Source organism: Trinickia sp., from assembly GCF_057351765.1.
The window spans coordinates 20,903-39,829 of the sequence record NZ_JBMRBK010000085.1 but is presented as its reverse complement, the minus strand read 5'-3'; the positions used below and the strand labels follow the sequence as shown (position 1 = coordinate 39,829).

At 61.9% G+C, this 18,927-nt stretch carries 13 protein-coding genes and 1 pseudogene; all 14 read left to right on the top strand.

The window, feature by feature from the left end:
• Nucleotides 1–57 precede the first annotated feature (57 nt).
• The 14 genes and pseudogenes from ACO1XS_RS23675 (at nucleotide 58) to ACO1XS_RS23610 (ending at nucleotide 18,911) form a co-directional block, all read left to right on the top strand.
• On the top strand, nucleotides 58–954 hold the full coding sequence (locus ACO1XS_RS23675; RefSeq protein ID WP_331566774.1) for a LysR family transcriptional regulator: 897 nt from the start codon (nucleotides 58–60) through the stop codon (nucleotides 952–954).
• A 96-nt stretch (nucleotides 955–1,050) separates the two neighbouring features.
• Nucleotides 1,051–2,862 carry a chloride channel protein gene (locus tag ACO1XS_RS23670; protein WP_486391850.1) on the top strand — a complete coding sequence of 604 codons (1,812 nt, stop codon included), beginning with the start codon at nucleotides 1,051–1,053 and terminating at the stop codon, nucleotides 2,860–2,862.
• 581 nt (nucleotides 2,863–3,443) lie between these two features.
• Entirely contained in the window at nucleotides 3,444–4,658 is a 1,215-nt protein-coding gene (gene wecB / locus ACO1XS_RS23665; protein ID WP_440559639.1) for a non-hydrolyzing UDP-N-acetylglucosamine 2-epimerase, read from the top strand.
• Nucleotides 4,659–4,948: 290 nt separating this feature from the next.
• Nucleotides 4,949–6,340: a glycosyltransferase family 2 protein gene (locus tag ACO1XS_RS23660; RefSeq protein WP_486391849.1), complete on the top strand. Its 1,392-nt coding sequence runs from the start codon at nucleotides 4,949–4,951 to the stop codon at nucleotides 6,338–6,340.
• 3 nt (nucleotides 6,341–6,343) lie between these two features.
• Complete coding sequence (locus tag ACO1XS_RS23655) at nucleotides 6,344–7,153, top strand: polymer-forming cytoskeletal protein (protein WP_486391848.1); 810 nt, start codon at nucleotides 6,344–6,346, stop codon at nucleotides 7,151–7,153.
• Nucleotides 7,154–7,314: 161 nt separating this feature from the next.
• Nucleotides 7,315–8,121: pseudogene (locus tag ACO1XS_RS23650) on the top strand (YaiO family outer membrane beta-barrel protein); the annotation flags it as partial.
• A gap of 8 nt (nucleotides 8,122–8,129) precedes the next feature.
• A complete protein-coding gene (locus ACO1XS_RS23645) occupies nucleotides 8,130–8,909 on the top strand; it encodes a hypothetical protein (protein WP_486391847.1) in 780 nt (259 codons plus the stop codon).
• A 74-nt stretch (nucleotides 8,910–8,983) separates the two neighbouring features.
• Nucleotides 8,984–11,128: a polysaccharide deacetylase family protein gene (locus tag ACO1XS_RS23640; protein ID WP_486391875.1), complete on the top strand. Its 2,145-nt coding sequence runs from the start codon at nucleotides 8,984–8,986 to the stop codon at nucleotides 11,126–11,128.
• Nucleotides 11,129–11,215: 87 nt separating this feature from the next.
• Complete coding sequence (locus tag ACO1XS_RS23635; RefSeq protein WP_486391846.1) at nucleotides 11,216–12,448, top strand: S53 family peptidase; 1,233 nt, start codon at nucleotides 11,216–11,218, stop codon at nucleotides 12,446–12,448.
• A gap of 58 nt (nucleotides 12,449–12,506) precedes the next feature.
• Nucleotides 12,507–13,517: a prenyltransferase/squalene oxidase repeat-containing protein gene (locus ACO1XS_RS23630; RefSeq protein WP_486391845.1), complete on the top strand. Its 1,011-nt coding sequence runs from the start codon at nucleotides 12,507–12,509 to the stop codon at nucleotides 13,515–13,517.
• A 112-nt stretch (nucleotides 13,518–13,629) separates the two neighbouring features.
• On the top strand, nucleotides 13,630–14,544 hold the full coding sequence (locus tag ACO1XS_RS23625) for a LysR substrate-binding domain-containing protein (protein ID WP_331570629.1): 915 nt from the start codon (nucleotides 13,630–13,632) through the stop codon (nucleotides 14,542–14,544).
• 180 nt (nucleotides 14,545–14,724) lie between these two features.
• Nucleotides 14,725–16,002, top strand: coding sequence for a dicarboxylate/amino acid:cation symporter (locus tag ACO1XS_RS23620; RefSeq protein WP_486391844.1), 1,278 nt, complete (start codon nucleotides 14,725–14,727; stop codon nucleotides 16,000–16,002).
• A complete protein-coding gene (gene cuyB / locus ACO1XS_RS23615; RefSeq protein WP_486391843.1) occupies nucleotides 15,999–17,456 on the top strand; it encodes a cysteate racemase in 1,458 nt (485 codons plus the stop codon). Before ACO1XS_RS23620 ends, cuyB begins: the two co-directional genes overlap by 4 nt.
• 102 nt (nucleotides 17,457–17,558) lie before the next feature.
• Nucleotides 17,559–18,911 carry a leucine-rich repeat-containing protein kinase family protein gene (locus ACO1XS_RS23610; RefSeq protein WP_486391842.1) on the top strand — a complete coding sequence of 451 codons (1,353 nt, stop codon included), beginning with the start codon at nucleotides 17,559–17,561 and terminating at the stop codon, nucleotides 18,909–18,911.
• Nucleotides 18,912–18,927: the final 16 nt, after the last annotated feature.

Here is an 18,927-nt window from a genome sequence, read left to right as displayed (position 1 = left end):
AATCTCAAATTTGTCGACTACAGTTGCCGAAAAGGCAACGCAACGGGGATTCAAGCCATGCTGCACGGAATCGCGCTTCGCTACTTCGTCGAGGTCGCCCGTACGGGCTCGCTCGCGGCCGCGTCGGACAATCTGCATGTGGCGGTGTCCGCGATCAGCCGGCAGATCAGCAAGCTCGAACATGATGTCGGTGCCCCGCTCTTCGAACGCATGCCGCGCGGCATGGTGCTGACGGAAGCCGGCGAGTTGCTGGCCGAGCACGCGCGCAGAACGCTACTGGAGGCCGATGCGGTGCTCGGCGAGATTTCGGCGGGCGAGGCGCGCGGCGGCAAACTCGTGCGAATTGCTTGCACGGAAGGCTTCACGCGTTCGCTGCTGCCCGCCGCACTCGCGCGTCATCGCGAGGCGGCGCCGAACGCGCGCTACGCGCTACGCTCGGGAACACCCGCACAAGTGGAGCATTGGGTCGGGGTCGGCGAGGCCGATATCGGCATTGCATTTTCGAGCGGTAGCACGTCGGCGCTGAACATCGTCTATTCGGCGCAGGTGCCCGTGTGCGCGCTGCTCGAGCCTGGCCATCCGCTTGCGGCGCATTCATCGCTGACGCTCGCCGAACTTCAGGGATACCCCGTCGCACTGCTCGAACGCGGAACCACGGTGCGGCAGCTGTTCGACCTGGCGTGTTCCATGCGTGGCATTCGGATCGAACCGGTGCTGAGCAGCAACAACTCGGCGGCTTTGCACATGTTCGCGGTCCTTGCCGGTGCGGTCACGCTGGGGAGCGCCATAGCGCTCAAAGGCGTGAGGAGCAGAGCTTCGCTCGTTTCCCGGCCGATCGACGAGCCGGTATTGAACCAGCGCATGCTGCAAGTAACGACGATGCGGGAAAGGCGCTTACCCGCCGTCGTGAAGGGGCTGCTGGCAACGATCGTGGAGATGGTCGCGGAGGGCTGATTGGCGACCGGCCGTCTCCATGTGCGGCATATTGCATCACGTTATGATATAAATACGCCCTTTACGCTACCGATTCGCGGTACAGGCAAAGGAACCATGAGCGAGCACAAAGGCGATTTCGCAACCGATGTAAGACTGCTGCGCATCAGCGCGATTGCCGCCGTTGGCGGCGCGCTGAGCACCGTCGCCGCCGACTTTTTGCTGCATTTGATCCGCTTCTTTTCGAATCTCTTCTTTTTCCAGACGACTTCGACGGCGAATCTGTCTCCTGCCGGCAACACGCTCGGTCTGTTCGTCATTGCGGCACCGGTCGTCGGCGGGCTGCTGGTCGGCCTCATCGCGCGGTTCGGCTCCGAGCAGATTCGTGGGCACGGCATCCCCGAAGCCATCGAAGCCATCCTGTTCGGCAAGAGCAAGATGTCCCCGAAAGTGGCCGTGCTGAAGCCGCTTGCGTCGGCTATCGCAATCGGCAGCGGCGGCCCATTCGGCGCCGAAGGCCCGATCATCATGACCGGCGGCGCGATCGGTTCGCTGGTGGCCCAATACTTCCATCTGTCGAGCGCCGAACGCAAGGCACTGCTCGTCGCGGGCGCGGTGGCCGGCATGACAGCCGTATTCGGCACCCCCGTCGCCGCGGTACTGCTCGCCATCGAACTGCTGCTGTTCGAGCTGCGCCCTCGCAGCCTCTTGCCGGTCGCCATCGCATGTGCCGTGGCCGGCTTCACGCGGCCGCTTCTGCTTGGCACTGGCCCGTTGTTTCCGCTCCAGACGTTACCGCTCGGCCCGATCGGCCTGCTCTCGTCGGCCGCCGCGGGACTCATCGCCGGCGCGTTGTCGTGGGGTTTGTCGACCTGGCTCTATAAAGTCGAAGATCTGTTCGGCAAACTTCCGATCCATTGGATGTGGTGGCCCGCACTGGGTGCGATCGCGGTCGGTATCGGCGGCTATTTCCAGCCGCGCACGCTCGGTGTCGGATACGACGTCATCGGCGACCTGCTGCAAAATCATCTGGCCATCCACGCCGTGATCGCCATCGTCCTCGTCAAAGCCATCATCTGGGTCATTGCGCTCGCTTCGGGCACCTCGGGCGGCGTCCTCGCACCGTTGCTGATGATGGGCGCGGGCGTCGGCGCGATAGTCGGTCCGTACATGCCCGGCGGCGACCCCGCTGTCTGGCCGCTCATCTTCATGGCCGCGGCGCTCGGTGGCATGATGCGCGCGCCCGTGATGGCAGCCATCTTCGCGTTCGAGCTCACGGGCGATGCGAACGCGCTGCTGCCGCTGCTCGCCGCCGCCGCGGTGGCCTACGGCTTTACCGTCCTGCTCATGCGCCGCTCGATCTTGACGGAAAAGATCGCCCGCCGCGGGTATCACATCTATCGCGAATACAGCATCGATCCGCTCGAACGACATTACGTCGAGGAAGTCATGACCCGCGCCGTCGAAACGATCGATGCGAGCACAACATTGGCCGATGTCCTGCACCGCTACTTCGGGCCGACTCAGAAGTATCGCGCGTACCCCGTGGTCGCCTCGGGGACGCTCCTTGGCATGGTCGATCGCGTGCTGATCGATCGAATCGCACCGGGTCAAGCCGAGAAGCCGATCGGCAGCTTCTTCGCGCGTGAACGGCCCGAGATCGCGCTGCCGGGCGAGACCTGCAGGAACGTGGCCGCTCGCCTCGCGATTACCGGCCTTGTACGCGTGCCGGTGGTCGAAGACGAAAAATCGCTTCGTCTCGTCGGCATCGTATCGCGGCACGACCTGGTCAAGCCTTCATCGACCGTGTTCTCCGAGGAACGCGAAGTCGAGCAATTCCGCCGCGTCTGGATTCAGCGCAGCACCCTCTTCGCGCCGACCAACAAGCGGCAGGAACCCCACCGCGAACCCGCCAATACGAGTCGCTGAATATCTCTCTCGGTGCGGCCACCAAAGATCAGTTTAAACGGCGATCCTAAAATTAAAAGTCCGATAAATATCGGATTCGTCGGATTACTATAAATGGTGAGCCGCATTATTGATCTGCTTTAAGTAAACGCTGCGATGCAGCGTTTTCCTCCTCTAAGTGTTGGGTATCTTACACAAGGTTCGATTCCGGCTAAGTAGACTCCTGCCTAACAACGATGCGCCCTCGGCTGGATTCAGAGGAAATAACTAATTTCAGTTAAACCTGTGAATCGGCGATTGCACCTCGATGCCGCCGCGTTTGAATTACCGGCCAACCCAATCCCGCCACCGTTCTGACCTACGTCTCACGGGGAAGGAGAGAGATATGCGTTATCGATACCGTCGGTCGCGCGAGCATCGATGTCCTACTCGAATTCGGGGCCTTTCTTTTTCTCGGCATTTCCCGTCTTTCGCTGTTTCGGCCTGAGTCGAGAGGCGCAATACCCAGTTTGCGGCGGTCGATATATGCCGGCATGCATAAACTGCTTCGGCACGCCAACCGTCCGCTTTTATCAGCCGCAATACGCCAAACGAGGACGGAAATGGACAAGGTATTGACGGTATTCGGCACGCGCCCGGAAGCAATCAAGATGGCGCCGCTCGTGCGAGTTTTGGCGGAGCAGTGCGATGTCGAAGCAAAAGTGTGCGTAACGGCTCAGCACCGGCAAATGTTGGATCAGGTGCTCCAGCTGTTCGAGATCGTGCCGGACTTCGATCTGAATCTGATGCGCGACGGTCAAACCCTTGGCGCCCTCACCTCCGATATCCTGCAGTCGATCGGCGCCATTTATGACCAATGGAAGCCGGATGTCGTGCTCGTTCACGGCGATACGACGACGACCCTCGCTGCAAGCCTGGCCGCCTTCTATCGCTACATTCCCGTCGGTCACGTGGAGGCGGGCTTGCGCACGGGCAACATCTGGTCGCCGTGGCCCGAGGAACTGAATCGGCGCGTGACCGATGCCGTGGCGTCATGGCTGTTCGCCCCGACGGAGCACGCGAAACACAACCTGTTCAGCGAAGGCGCGCCAGCATCGCATGTCGTGATGACGGGCAATACCGTGATCGACGCGCTGCTGCAGATCACGGACAAGCTCGAGCATGACAGGAAACTCGTCGAACGGGTGGCGTCGCGCTATCCGTTTCTCGATCCCGGCCGCCGCCTGATTCTCGTGACAGGACATCGACGCGAAAGCTTCGGCGAACCGTTCAAGCATTTTTGCGAGGCGCTGCGTCAGATCGCGCTCAAGTACGACGACGTTCAACTCGTCTATCCCGTCCATTTGAATCCCAAGGTACAGGAACCCGTGCACGCCATACTGCACGGCGTCTCGAACGTGTTCCTGATCGAGCCGCAGGACTACCTGCCATTCGTCTTTCTGATGTCGCGCGCCCACCTGATCATCACGGATTCCGGCGGCATCCAGGAAGAAGCCCCGGCGCTCGGCAAGCCGGTACTCGTCACGCGCGAAACGACCGAGCGCCCCGAAGCCGTCGAGGCGGGCACGGCGCGGCTCGTCGGCACGCAGACGGAGCGCGTCGTCGCCGAGGTCAGCAGCCTGCTCGACGATCGCACCCAGTACGACGCGATGGCGCATGCGACGAACCCCTATGGAGACGGCCACGCGAGCGAAAGAATCGTCGATGCCTTGCTGACCCTGCCGGCCAGGCCCTCGGCGGTACAGAGCGTCATGAGCTCGCTGAGTCCGCCCTCGAACCCTATTGCCTTGGGACTGCATGCTCTGCGCTCCGCCTAATCGCGGCGCTCAAAGCGAGCGAAACTGTCATGATCGAGAGCGATGGGTCGCCGAAGTTTCACCGGGGCGCCTGCTGGTACAGCCGGCGCCGGGGGAACCGCATCCGGGGTCTCGAGGCCGTGTGTCGCCTGTCGATGAACGTGGCGCTGGCGTCTGCCTTATCGCTCCCGGTTCATCTGCACGCGCATTCGGCGCCTGTCGCTCCCGCTCTCGTACAGCATCGCCTTCAATTGGTCACAGCGCAAACCGGCGAGCGCCCGCACTCATCGGCCAGCCCCCATCGCGGTGCCATGGTCGAGATCGCGGCGAACGATATATCGACTGTGGACGAAGGGCAGCTGCAATTGCCTCCGGACACGCCATCATTCAAGCCTCCCTCGCCGCCTGAATCCGGAAATGGCGTCCGCGGGGTATGGGTCGTATCGGCGGACGCCATTCTGGTGCTGGTGGTGCTGTTGTTGATCGTCTATACCGTGCGTCACTACGTATTCAGCCTGAACCGGCTGTTCACGCGGCAAAGCGCCATTTACCGTTCGATCGTCAATGGGCCCTGGCCGGCGCTGACCGTCTTCGTGGCCGCGCACAACGAGGAATCGGTCATTGTCGATTGCCTCGAAGCGCTGCTCAAGACGACCTATCCGCGCGACCGGTTGACGATCGTTCCGGTCAACGACCGCTCCACCGACAACACGCGCGCGTTGATAGACGAAGTACAGGCGCGGGCTCCGGACTTGATTAGCCCGTTTCACCGCGTCGACGGGAAGGGGGGCAAAGCCGCCGCACTGAAGGACGCGCTCCGCTTCATGAACGGCGACATCCTGATCGTCTTCGATGCCGACTATCTGCCAAGACCGGGGCTTTTGAAGGAACTGGTCGCTCCGTTTTTCGATCCGGAGGTGGGCGCGGTCATGGGCCGTGTCGTCCCCCACAACGCGAACCGCAATCTGCTGACGCGGCTGCTCGATCTCGAGCGGGCCGGAGGCTATCAGGTCAATCAGCAAGCGAGAATGAATCTCGAGCTGGTCCCGCAATATGGCGGGACGGTCGGCGGATTGCGCAAAAGCGCCCTCGAAGAGGTCGGGGGATGGCGCGACGACACACTGGCGGAAGACACCGACATGACGTACCGGCTGTTGCTGGCCGGATGGCAGACGGTCTATTTGAACCACGCCGAATGCTACGAGGAAGTGCCGGAACGATGGGACGTGCGCGCCCGCCAACTGAAGCGTTGGGCGAAGGGGCACAACCAGACGATGTTTCGCTGCCTCGCTCCTTTGCTTCTCAATCCCGCCGTGCCTCTCCTGCGCCGAATCGACGGTGCGCTACTGCTGGGCGTGTACGCGATGCCCGCCATGCTGCTCGTCGGCTGGGTCGATGCAATCTTCATCTATCTGCTCGGCGCCGAACAAATGTCGTTCGCGTCGTCGCTGGCGTGGCTGCTCGCGCTGTTCACGTTCAATACGTTCGGCAACTTCGGCGTTTTTTTTGAAATTGTCGTGGCGACGCGTCTCGACGGTCATTCGACACGACTCAGGTTGATGCCGCTCAACGTGATCGGATTCGGCGTGACCATTGCATGCGTGCTCTCGGCGCTGTCGGGGCTCGTGCTCGACGCGCTGTTCAAGCGCGAACTGCGATGGGATAAGACCGAGCGCTTCCGCAAACCTTCCAAAGCGAGGTGAGCGGTGAGCGCGATTCTGTTTGTACTGCTTCTCGCCGGCTTGTTCGTTTTGCCGTTCGTTCCGCTCATCGCGGAGCTGTGCGCGTCGCGCGATGTCGCACCGTTGGCGATCGACGAAGACGTGCCGATCGATGCATCGCGGTTGACATCGTGCACCGAAGGCAGGATGTACCTACCGCACATCGATTCCGATCGCGAGGATTTCATAGGCGTCGTCGCGGCATCGACGATGCGAGTGCGCAGCGCCTGCCGTTTTCGGCATCTGCACGGGATGCCGATCGTTTTCGGTGCGCCGCGCGATCCGCCAGCCGAGCATCGCGCGGACCAACTCGATGCCGTCTCGATGACCCGCCTGCTGGCTGGGATTCAGCACCGCGCCGGCACGTCACGCTATTTGGTTTTCGGCAATCTGCGATTGCCCGCCCACGCGCTCGTGGAGGCCGATCTGGTCGTCAACGGATCGCTCCATATCGGCGAGTCGAGCCTCGTTCGAGGCAGCATCAAGGCAGGCAGCATCGAAGTAGGTGCCGGCGCCATGGTGCGCGGCGCCGTGTTTGCCCGGCGCGAAGCACGGCTGCGCCGCGACTGCGTAGTGGACGGTGTGCTCAGTGTCGACGGGCCGCTATGGATCGATCGCGCCTGGATCGGTCGCGCCGACAACGCCGTCAGCGTATGCGCCTCGGAGATCGGCATTCAAGGCGGCGTCTGTGTTTTCGGCCAATTGATTGCAGAACGGACCGGCCGGTTCGACGAAGCGAGTATGGCGAGCACGGCGTTCGATGTTTCAGGCGGCGGGGGGCGGGAATGCAACTAAGAAAAACGAAATCGACCGGATCGGGGCGCGCGCGGGACGCAGTCGCCGCTGTTTTTTTTCTCACGGCGTCATCGATGACATGTGCGCAGTCTCTCGAGCAGCAGGCCGCGGATGCGTTGGCCAAAGACAAGGCCGCTGCCGCTGCGAGCAATGGCGCATCTCCCAATGGCGCATCTCCGCCATTGCTCGCAGATGTGCCGAACCGGCCGAGCGAGGGAGAACTATCCAATGCCGTCGCCGAGCACGTCGCGCCGCCGAGCGCGAGCCGTTCCGAATTGGACCTCGGCTACTCGAGGGCGTACGTCACCAACAACTACGGGGATTGGTATGGCGTCCGCTTGCGGGGCCTGCATCAATTCGGCACTCAGACAGTCACCGGCGAGCTGTCCCAGTTGCGCCGCTTCGGTCAAAGCACGACATTCGGCGCCGTCAATTACGTGCGCGATTTCGATGCGGACTGGTTTGGCGCAATCGGCTTTTCCGGCACGACGTCGGGCACGATCTTGCCGAGCGAGCGTGTGGACCTGTCGCTCAACAGGAAAGTGCTGCCGCAACGCAACCTGGTGCTGTCGCTGGGTGCGGGCTACGCCTGGAATCGCAGCGGGCATCGAGATCAGCTCTATCACGCCGGCGTCATCTGGTACGCAACGCCGAAGCTGATCGGCGAGATCGGCATGAACTACAACGTCGATGCGCCTGGCTCCGTCAAGGCACCCGCCTACTACGCCGCCGTTTCGTACGGCACGATCGGCAAAAGCGTTCTCGGTATCCGCGGCTCGTTCGGGCGCGAGGCGTATCAAGCCATTGGCGCGGGCAGCCAGATCGTGGACTTCCGCAGTAACGAAATCGACGTGCAATGGCGCTACTGGCTCACCAAGACGTGGGGCGCGCAGCTCGAGTTCAACGCTTATCACAACCCGTTCTACAGCCGGCGCGGTTTTGAAATCAGCCTGTTCCATTCCTGGTGAGCGCAGCCATGAAGTCATTCGAAGGCAGCAGCGAATACGATCGTTCCGTGAGCGCCCTCGCGTCGCCGTGGCATTGGTTGATGTCGTCGCTGTTGCTGCTGCCCGCGTCGTATGTCGTGCTGGCTTACACGTGGCGGTCGGTCCTGCAGTATTGGTCCGCCGCCTTCGCGTATGCAAGCCGCTGGGTCGACGTACCGATGAGGATCGCCGACATTCGCGACGACGGTGCTTGGCTCGCCTCGCCCGCGGTCGTGCTGCAATGGGTCGGTCGATCCCCCGGGAAAGTGCTCTTGGTGCTCACGGCGCTCGCCTGCATGGGCGCGTTTGGGGCGACCTTCGTGCACAAGGAACGATGGCTTCCCGTCGCTTACCTCGTACGTGCGCTCGCGGCTGTCCAGTTCGCCGTTTGCATGTACTTCCTGCCGTCTTCGAACAGCTTTCCGTACTCCGCGCAAGAACATATGCGCGAGATGGTCCTGACGCAAATGATCGGAATAAAGATCATTCCCATCACGATGTCGCTGACGTATTACACGCTGAATTTCACGCTGACGCAAAAGACGCTCGCGACGCTCTTGATCGTCGGCTACTTCCTTGCGATCGCGCCTTTTTTTCTTGCGCTTCACGCCAGCATCGTCTTTTACGGGTCTTTGCTTTTTGTTCCGCTCTGCTTTTTTGTCCTGGGGGCCCCGCTTCTGCTCGGCCTCCTGCTGGGCTTGTACAGCTACTGCGCGAGCTGGCCCGGCGTGAATCGGTACGTTGATGGCCGCGCAGGGTTTCGAAGGTGAATCACCGCAAGTATTCCCCGGCCGCACACTCAGCACGTCAGGCGGGATGGCAATTGGTCGAACTAGTCAAGGAGATGTTCATGTTCAGCATATCGGTCTTCATCCGGCGCGTGCTGTACGCACTCGCGCTCTGCTTGCTGGTTCCAGCCGGCTTCGCCAATGCAGCAACGAATCAATTGCTGCTGCTATTGCCCGACAACTTTGCGCTGCCCGATCCTCGAGTGTCCGCATGGCTCGATGCGGCATCCGAAGACGGCGTGCAAATCACGCTGATCAACGACACTGCATTCGAGCAGACGGTCGCATCGTTGCCTCAGCAGTACAGAGGACTGATCTTGCCCGATCAGATCCATACCACCGCCGACGACACGCTCGTGAGCGCGATTCACAACTATGCGCTCAACGGCGGCCGCGTCATGCTGGTCTATGACTTCGGCGCCCTGAACGCGGCCGGCTTTTACCCGATACCGCAGTCGAGATTCAGCGACATGGCAGGCGTCAATTACGTGCTCTATGACTCGCTTCTCGGCAACATGATCGGCCTCGGCCCCGTGACGGGGATGGGCAGCACGTTGCGTACGCTGCTGGTCCCGCCGGGGAAATCCATGACCTGGAACGGCAGCGGCACCACAGCAGCCGCGACGACGATGACTGCGACGTCGACCTCCACGACCAGTACACCGTCTTTGCAGACATCCACACAATCGTTGTTTCTCCAGCCGAGCCTATCGAACCCCGGCGGGCTGACAGGGTATAACCATCAAGCCTATTTCAACTATCGGACGACTTCGACCGGAACGGTGAGCGCGACCAGCTTGAATCTCGGCGCGGTGAAAACCGGTCCGTCGGTCAAGCACGGCACCTACTCGCCTACATCGACCACGACGACGACTTCGACGACGCTCAAGATCGCGGCGCCCTTGGCGAGTACAGCCGCGACGGCAGACGTGCTCGAAGGCATCTCCGGCTACGTCTATGGGTTCCTGACCTATCCGAGCTTCGTCACGCAAGGGACCTACAACGGCACGACGCTGTTGACTTCGCCGAATTTCGGACTCGTGGCGGGTTACCAACAATATGGCAACGGAGGTGTGCTTTTCGTCAACATGCCGCTCTCCTATCTGGAGGGACAGACGGACGGGATGCCGCTGCACGGCATGTTGAATTACTTCGCGGTCGACCTCCTGCATATGCCAATGCTCTCGCTGCAGCCGAAAGCCCTGGGCGGCATGATCATCGACTGGCACTTCTGCGAGAAGGATGCCATTCAGCCCGCGCAGCAACTGAAGAACTACAACGTATGGAAGAACGGTCCATTTACCATTTCGGTCACAGCCGGCCCGGATAGCGTGACCGTCGGCGATGGATTGGGAATCAATATTCTCAATAATTCGTCAGCGCAAAACCTGATGCATTACCTGATCAAGCTGGGGCACAACGTCGGCAGCCAAGGCGGCTGGATGCACGATTACTGGGGCTTCAACGCGAGCGAGACCAACGAGAGCACGTTCGAGCAATACCTGGTACTCAATCACTCCGCCATGCAAAAGGTGGACGGTACGCCCGACATCGAGTGGGCCGCGCCGGAGGGCAATGCACCGACGTGGGCCATCGCCTGGCTGCAGAACAACGGCTACTCCAGCTACTACTTTACCGGGCACACGGGGATGGGACCGACGCGCGCCTATCGTAACGGTGCGTTGCTGACGCCCAATATCTGGGCGATTCCCGTCTCGCCGTTCGGCGTGTACGCGACGTTCGACGAGTTCCAGCAGTACAACGTACCGACCGCCGATGTCACCAACTGGTACCTCTCGCTGATGAATTTCAATGTGGCGAACCGCACGACGAGAATGGTGTACATGCATCCGCAGGGCGCAATCTTCTATACGAACACGCTTGCGAGCATATTCACGTACGCCAATCAGCTTGCCGCCGCAGGCCAGTTCAAGTGGTACAAGTTCGACGATCTCGCGAAGTTCGGCAAGCGCCGTCTGCAGACGACCTGGGCAGCAACCGACAACGGAGCCGGCTGGTCGTTCAACGCTTCCAACCCGGCTGGACTGCAGGACATGACGTGGCTTCTGCCGAAGTCCGCCTACCTGCTGCCCGTCGTGACGAGCGGCTCGGCAACGGTCGTGGCCACCGATGCGACGAACTGGCTCGTAATCGCGGGAGCCGGAACGTCATTGACCTTCACGAGCGCCAAGGCTCCCTGAGCGCGTGCGTTCACTCACTGGCGTGCTCCCCGCCGTTATGCGACGGGAGCACGCCACCTGGTATTGGGAATCTTCGGAGGCTGCCTCATGCAGAGCTCGTTCCGCCCCGTTGCGTCGATTTTGATCGGTTGTGCGGCCGCCTTCTTCGGCGCTCAACCGGTGCTCGCGCAACAATCCGCTCGTCCGCCTGTCGGCTACACCCGGCCGCCGTTTCATGTGCATGGAAATACGGCCCTGGGGCCGAACGGTCTATCGCCGCAGCAGATTCGCCGCTTCTACGGCATCGACCAACTCCCCCAAGGCGGCCAAGGCAGCGGCCAGGTGATCGCGATCGTCGACGCATATGACAATCCCGATGCCGAGTCGAGCCTGAAGGTGTTCGACAACACGTTCGGTCTGCCCGCGTGCACGACCGGGAACGGCTGCTTCTCCAAGCTATACAGCGGCGTCAGCAAACACCGCCTGCGGGCGGATCCTGGCTGGGCGCTCGAAAGCTCCCTCGATGTCGAATGGGCGCACGCAATCGCCCCACAGGCGAAGATCGTGCTGGTCGAAGCCGCATCCAACAGCTTCCAGGACCTCATGAGTGCCGTCGCGATGGCGGTAGCGCCGAAGCCGCGCGGTGCGGGCGCCAACGTCGTGGCGATGAGTTGGGGCGGGCCGGAGTTTTTGTCCGAAACGCAGTATGACGGGCAGTTCATCAGTGCCAACGGCGTCTCGTTCGTCGCCGCATCGGGCGACGGAGGCGCCACGGTCGATTACCCCGCGGCATCGCCGTACGTGCTCGCCGTAGGGGGAACCTCGATCAGCGTCGACGCCAGCGGAAACTACCTCGGAGAAAAAGCGTGGTCCGGAAGCGGCGGAGGACAAAGCGCCTATGAGGCAGAACCCGCTTATCAGTCGAGCTTCGCCATTCCAGGCGATTCGATCGGTGCGCGAGGCGTGCCGGATGTCGCATACAGTGCGGACCCGGCATCGGGCTTCGCGGTGTACGACGCCTACGGCTATCAAGGGCAAACCGGTTGGTTCGTCGTTGGCGGCACGAGCGCCGGAGCGCCGCAATGGTCAGGCCTGCTCGCGATCGCGAACGGGGTACGCGTCGCCAATGGAAAAACGACCCTGAACGCCGTGAGCACCATCAATGGAATGGTGTACGGCGCTGGGGCTACTGCAGCGGCAACGAATTACCACGACATTCTCTCGGGTACCAACGGTTCGTGCGGAACGTTATGCACGGCCGTGCCCGGATACGACTATGTCACCGGACTTGGCAGCCCCCTTGCCAACAACCTCGTCGGGACCTTGATCAATGCGCCATAAATACTTTGCAGTTCCGCCGCCGCTGGCGGCAAGCGCCTCATACCGCTCGAATGGGCGGATGGGGCTCCGACTGTTGCGCACTGGCATAGCGTCGATCGTGTCCTCGTGCCTGCTCACCGCACCAACGCCCGCAGCCGAGCCCCTCCTGCTCGGCTACCAGCGGCCCGACGGTGCCATCACCGTGCTGCTGCACGGCGATGTCGTCGATCCGTATTTCGCAGCCAAGGCACTGATCAGTGCCGACGCCGCGCACGCCGATGTGCGAAGCGCCGCGCTCAAATGGATCGAATGGCTGATGCCACGGCAAAACGCCGATGGAACGTTCGACCGCTTTTGCGAGCGCAACGGGAACATCGCGTCGTGCGCGCACGCCGATGCGGACGATTCGGCACTCGCGCTATGGATCGAGCTGCTGGCCCGCTATTCGCCCTCTCCAAAGATGCCGCCCAACTGGCAGTCGAGCCTGGACAAGTCAACCACTTACCTGGCACGCCTTTACGATCCAAAGACAGGTGTTTATCAAATATCGTCGACCCTACACGTCGCGTTGCTGATGGATAACGTCGAAGTCCATGACGCGATGCGGACATTGAGCGCCTATCGCGCGCGCATCGGCGACGCCCGCGGCGCGGGAAAGTGGCGAAGCCAGGCGGACCGGCTATCGAGCGCCATCGTCAAGGTGTTCTGGTCTTCGGGGAAGTACGAGCCCAGCACGCAGCATCTGGCCGACCAGTCTTTTTACCCGACGGCTGTCGCGCAGATATTTCCGATCCTCTCCGATATCGGCGTCCCGGGACACACCAGCGCCGCGTTCTATGGGACCTGGATGAAGCAAAATTGCCAGGCATGGCTCGACTTGCCGGCACATGACTATCCGTGGGGCTTGGTCGCGCTGGCTTCACAGAAATTCGGCGACAAGGCCGCCGTTTCCTGCTGGCATGCGCACTCCGCGCCATTTCGGCACGGTGCGCACTGGAACGTGCTCGAAGAGGCGCTTTTCACTTCGTTCGAAGCCCAGTTGAGCGACCCGCTCGCCCCGGCTCAGTGCTGCATGCCGTTCAGCACGTGATGCGCCACGGCCCATGGCCACCGTTGACTCGGGGGGAACGTGTGCATAATGAGAACCTTCACACCAAGCGGCCCTTGCGCCCCTTCCGCCCCTCCCGCCCCGACGGTCAGCCATGGAAATCAAGTGGATCGAGGATTTCATCGCCCTCGCGCAATATCAAAGCTTTTCGCGAGCGGCCGAGTTTCGCAACGTGACGCAGTCGGGTTTCAGCCGCCGCATCCAGTCTCTCGAACAATGGATCGGCGCGGAGCTGATCGATCGCAGCAGCTTTCCGCCTGTCCTGACACCGGCGGGGCAGCTATTTCGCGAAGTGGCCGACGATATTCTCGCCAAGCTGTTCGATACGCGGGCGATCATCCGCACCGAACAGCGCATCGCGGGCAAAAGTCTGCAAATCGCCGCGGGTCACACGATCGCGCTCAATTTTTTGCCGGCCTGGCTCAAGGCGCTGTCCGCCCGCCTCGGCGATGTGCGCGCACGCGTCATTCCCACGAACGTCCATGATTCGATACTGATGCTCGTCAATGGCAATTGCGAGCTCATGTTCGCCTATCATCATCCCGAGCTGCCGCTGCACCTCGATCCCGCACGGTACGAGCACGTGACCGTCGGGATCGATACGCTGATGCCCATCAGCCGACCGAACGCGCGCCTTGCACCGCTCTTTCGCCTGCCCGGCACGAAAAAGCAGCCGCTTCCCCTCATTTCGTACACGAATACGAGCTACTTCGGGCGCTGTCTGGCGCTGCTTCTCGCGAGGGCGTCGGACGCCCCGGCGCTGCAACTGCATTACGAGTCCGACATGGCCGAAGTGCTCAAGAAACTCGTCGTCGAAGGCGAAGGCGTGGCCTGGCTGCCCAAGAGCGCCATTACCGCCGAACTTGCGGCCGGGGACCTCGTGCCGGCCGGAGGCACCGCCTGGCATCTGCAGATCGAATTGCGCGTCTACCGGGATTCGTCGAACCGTAGCGAGTTTCTCGATACGCTTTGGCACCATCTGCGCGCGGGAGCCGCCGCCCTCGGATAGGGCTTTCCCGGCTTATGCGAATCTCGCATAGGCACATGTCGGAGCCGCATCGCCGGCTTTTTTGACCCGCCTACCATCCGTTCGTGTGCTGAACGCGACGCCTTGGCCCAGCGTCCGCTCAGCCTTCTCCGCGCGAGCCGGTCGTCCTGCGACGCTGCCGCGCCAACCACGGACGGACCCATGAAAAATCGACTTACCCTCAGCATCGCAGCCGGCATGCTCCTCGGCGTCATCGCCGGCTATCTTTGTCATACGGGCTTTTCGGATGCGGCCACGCTGAAGACCGTCGCCGGATACTTCTCGATCGTCACCGACATTTTTCTTCGGCTGATCAAGATGATCATCGCGCCGCTCGTCTTTGCCACGCTCGTATCGGGGCTCGCCGGTATGGACGGCGGTCAGGATGTCGGCCGCATCGGCCTGCGCTCGATCGGTTGGTTCGTCTGCGCCTCCCTGGTCTCGCTGAGTCTCGGACTCCTGATGGCCAACGCATTGCAGCCGGGTGCCGGTCTTCACCTGATCGCGGGCGCCGGCGAAATCAGCACCGGGCTCAACACATCGGCACTGAATGCCAAAGACGTGATCACGCATGCATTTCCGACGAGCCTTGTCGACGCGATGGCGCGCAACGATATCTTGCAGATCCTCGTATTCGCTATTTTTCTCGGTCTCGCGCTGGGCGCGCTCAAGCGTGATGCCCGCGTCGCCATCGTCATCCAGGCGATCGATGGAATGGTCCCCGTCATGTTGCGACTGACCGATTACGTCATGCGCGCCGCGCCGTTCGGCGTCTTCGGGGCCATCGCTTCGGCAGTCACGCTACGCGGTCTCGACGTGCTCTATACCTACGGGAAACTCATCGGCTCGTTCTATCTGGGGCTGTTCGCGCTGTGGGCCATTCTGATCGGCCTCGGTTATCTCTTTCTCGGGCGGCGTATCGGAGCTTTGCTCAAAGCGGTACGCCAGCCGGCGATGCTCGCGTTCTCGACGGCCAGCAGCGAAGCAGCGTATCCGGCCCTGACCGAGCAACTCGAGAAATTCGGCGTCGATAAAAAGGTGGTCGGCTTCACGCTCCCGCTGGGCTACGCGTTCAATCTCGATGGCTCGATGATGTATCAAGCGTTCGCGGCCATTTTCATTGCTCAGGCGTTCGGCATTCAGATGCCGCTCTCGCAGCAGATCTTCATGTTGCTGATTCTCATGCTGAGCAGTAAAGGCATGGCGAGCGTGCCGCGCGGATCGGTGGTCGTCGTGGCTGCCGTTGCGCCGCTTTTCCATCTGCCTGCCGCCGGCGTGGCGATGGTTCTCGCCATCGACCAGGTGCTCGACATGGGCCGTACCATGACCAACGTCATTGGCAATAGCGTTGCGACGGCCGTCATCGCCAAATGGGAAAAGGCGCGTCCCGGCACATCGGACGAAGCACAATTCGATCGGCACGCGGCAGAAATACGATGATCACGCGAATGCCGGAAAAGCGACGCAAATATGGGGTCATCGGGGGCCTGGGCCCGTTGGCCGGCGCCGACGTTTTCTTCAAGCTTGCCCAGGCAACGCCCGCCGCGTCCGACGCCGATCATGCCGACGCGATATTCGAGCAGTATCCGTTCCGGTGTTCCGGCACAGGCAGTGCCGCGACAACCGCACGCAAGCTCTATATCTTCGACATGATTCGCGATTTCGAAAAACGCGGTGTGACGACGATCGTACTGCCATGCTTTCTCAGTCATACGTTCATCGACGAACTGAACGAGAACACGAATCTGCGGATTGCCAACATCGTCGAGGCGGTCCGCAGCCATGTACGGAACGAGCACCCCCATGCCCGGCGTATCGGGGTTTTGGCATCCGATTACACGCGCGAACATCGATTGTTCGAACGATACTTTGGCGCGCCGCGGTTCGAAGTGCTGCACCCGCGGTTGCACGAGGGGATCGATCTCGTGACGCAAGCCGTCTACGGACGCGACGGCATCAAACGCGGCAATCTGCACGGACGTCCGGTCGAACTGCTGCGCCGCGCATGCCTGGACCTCGCGGACCAGGGTGCGGAGGTCATCGTGCCCGGCATGACGGAGATTCCGCTTCTCCCGGATTCGATCGCGGCCGGCGGCGTCCCGGTCATCGATTCCAACATGGCGTATGCGCAATACATCGTGTCGGGGTGCCTCGATTCACCGTCGCCGGTGTTCAAGGTCGGGGTAGTCGGTGGGGTCGGGCCGGCCGCCACCGTCGATTTCCTGAACAAGATCGTCCGCCATACGCCGGCCTCGCGCGATCAAGACCATATCAAGCTGCTGGTCGAGCACAACCCGCAGATTCCGGACCGGACGGCGAACCTGATCGGCGACGGCGCCGACCCGACCGTGTCTCTCTATGCGACATGCAAAAAGCTAGAGGATGGGGGAGCGGACATCATCGCGATTCCTTGCAACACCGCCCACGCGTTCGTCGATCGGATCGAGCCGTATCTCGGGATACCGATCGTGAACATGCTGAGTGTCACGGTCGACTATCTGCGCGAGACGTTTCCCTCTGTGCGCAATATCGGCGTGCTGGCCACCTCGGGCACAATCGAAAGCGGTGTCTATCGGACAGCGCTCGCGGCGTCCGGGTTGAATCTGGTTGCGCCCGAGCCGGCACTCCAGGCGCGCGTGATGGCCGCCATCTACGGCGAGAAAGGGGTGAAAGCGGGCTTTACGACCGGCCAATGTCAGGACGACATTCGCGCGGCCATCGAGGGGCTGCTCGACGCAGGCATCGAAGTCATGATTCTCGGATGCACCGAGCTTCCGTTGCTGGTGCCCAGCGGCGTATTCATCGGCCGAGCGGGGCGGCGTGCGCAACTCGTGGATCCCACAGAGGTGCTCGCCCGGCGCTGCATCGCCTATGCGGGAAGGGTTGCCGATTGAGGCGGGCAACCGCGCCGCCGGAGGCGAAGGCCGATCGTCCGATAGTAGAATGGGCGGCGTTGCGCCGACCCATCCCCCGCTTTTCGGATACCGCTTGCCATAGTGAACGCCTCCCTTGAACAACTGCAGGCCGGACAACTCATCGGAGCCCGTGAACTGAAGCTTGGTTGCGGGCTGACCGAGTTCCCGCGCGAAATTTTCTCGCTTGCCGAGACGCTCGAAGTCCTCGACCTTTCGGGAAATGCACTGTCGACGCTGCCCGACGATTTGCCCCGGCTAACGAAACTGCGCATCCTTTTCGCCTCGAATAACCGCTTCACCGAATTGCCCGATGTCCTTGGCGAATGCCGGAAACTCGGCATGGTCGGCTTCAAGGCGAACCGGATACGCCGCGTGTCGGCCAAATCGCTGCCGCGTGAGCTGCGCTGGCTGATTCTGACGGACAACGAGGTCGAGGTGCTGCCAGCCGAACTTGGACAGTGTTCGCTGCTGCAAAAGTTGATGCTTGCGGGTAACCGGCTCAGCGCGCTGCCAGACGAAATGGCTGCCTGCACCCGGCTCGAACTTCTGCGTCTTTCGGCGAATCGGCTGGCAGCGCTACCCGAATGGCTCGCCGACTTGCCGCGCCTGTCGTGGCTGGCCTACGCCGGCAACCCGTTCGGCGCATCGCTCGAAGCAGCGGCCTCGGCCGAAACGACGATCGCCGATATTCACTGGGAATCGCTCGTCCTCGATGAAAAGCTCGGCGAAGGCGCGTCGGGCATCATTTATCGCGCCAAGCTGCGTGTTCAAGGTGAGGAGCGCGATGCGCGATCGGTCGCGGTGAAGCTTTTCAAAGGCGCGGTCACGAGCGACGGTTTGCCGGACCGTGAGATGGCCGCGTGCATTCATGCGGGACGCCACGCGAATCTGATTCCTGTGCTCGGTAGGGTAACGGGCCACCCCATGGGCCAGCACGGCCTGGTCATGGAGCTGATCGACCCTGCGTTCGCCAATCTGGCGGGGCCGCCGAGCCTTGATTCCTGCACACGCGACATATATCCGGCCGATGTGCGGTTCGATGCAGCGGCGGCATGCGATATCGCCTATGGCATTGCGTCGGCTGCTCGACATCTGCATGAGCGCGGCATCATGCATGGCGATCTCTACGCGCACAACATCTTGCACCGCGGTGGCGGACGGGCGTTGTTGGGAGATTTCGGGGCGGCGTCTTTGTACGACACCGCGGATCGAAGACTTGGGTCGGCGTTGCAACGGCTGGAGGTACGGGCATTCGGCTATTTGCTCGAAGAGCTGATCGCATGCTGCACCGAGCGAACGGCGCCTCTGGCGAGCGGACTCGAAGCGCTCGCGGCGGCGTGTCTGAGCGAAGACGCCGCGAGCCGGCCTTCGTTCGAGGCGGTCGTTTCCGAATTGCAGCGCTGCACGCGTGCGACGCCCCGGACTACGGCGTAACGCTGCTGGGCTCGGA

What these genes read in the sequence shown, in the direction of transcription:
- ACO1XS_RS23630 (WP_486391845.1), top strand. Translation starts at nt 12,507, where the DNA reads ATGGGGCTCCGACTGTTGCGCACTGGCATAGCGTCGATCGTGTCCTCG.
- ACO1XS_RS23670 (WP_486391850.1), top strand. Translation starts at nt 1,051, where the DNA reads ATGAGCGAGCACAAAGGCGATTTCGCAACCGATGTAAGACTGCTGCGC.
- wecB (WP_440559639.1), top strand. Translation starts at nt 3,444, where the DNA reads ATGGACAAGGTATTGACGGTATTCGGCACGCGCCCGGAAGCAATCAAG.
- ACO1XS_RS23675 (WP_331566774.1), top strand. Translation starts at nt 58, where the DNA reads ATGCTGCACGGAATCGCGCTTCGCTACTTCGTCGAGGTCGCCCGTACG.
- ACO1XS_RS23620 (WP_486391844.1), top strand. Translation starts at nt 14,725, where the DNA reads ATGAAAAATCGACTTACCCTCAGCATCGCAGCCGGCATGCTCCTCGGC.
- ACO1XS_RS23660 (WP_486391849.1), top strand. Translation starts at nt 4,949, where the DNA reads ATGGTCGAGATCGCGGCGAACGATATATCGACTGTGGACGAAGGGCAG.
- ACO1XS_RS23625 (WP_331570629.1), top strand. Translation starts at nt 13,630, where the DNA reads ATGGAAATCAAGTGGATCGAGGATTTCATCGCCCTCGCGCAATATCAA.
- ACO1XS_RS23640 (WP_486391875.1), top strand. Translation starts at nt 8,984, where the DNA reads ATGTTCATGTTCAGCATATCGGTCTTCATCCGGCGCGTGCTGTACGCA.
- cuyB (WP_486391843.1), top strand. Translation starts at nt 15,999, where the DNA reads ATGATCACGCGAATGCCGGAAAAGCGACGCAAATATGGGGTCATCGGG.
- ACO1XS_RS23645 (WP_486391847.1), top strand. Translation starts at nt 8,130, where the DNA reads ATGAAGTCATTCGAAGGCAGCAGCGAATACGATCGTTCCGTGAGCGCC.
- ACO1XS_RS23635 (WP_486391846.1), top strand. Translation starts at nt 11,216, where the DNA reads ATGCAGAGCTCGTTCCGCCCCGTTGCGTCGATTTTGATCGGTTGTGCG.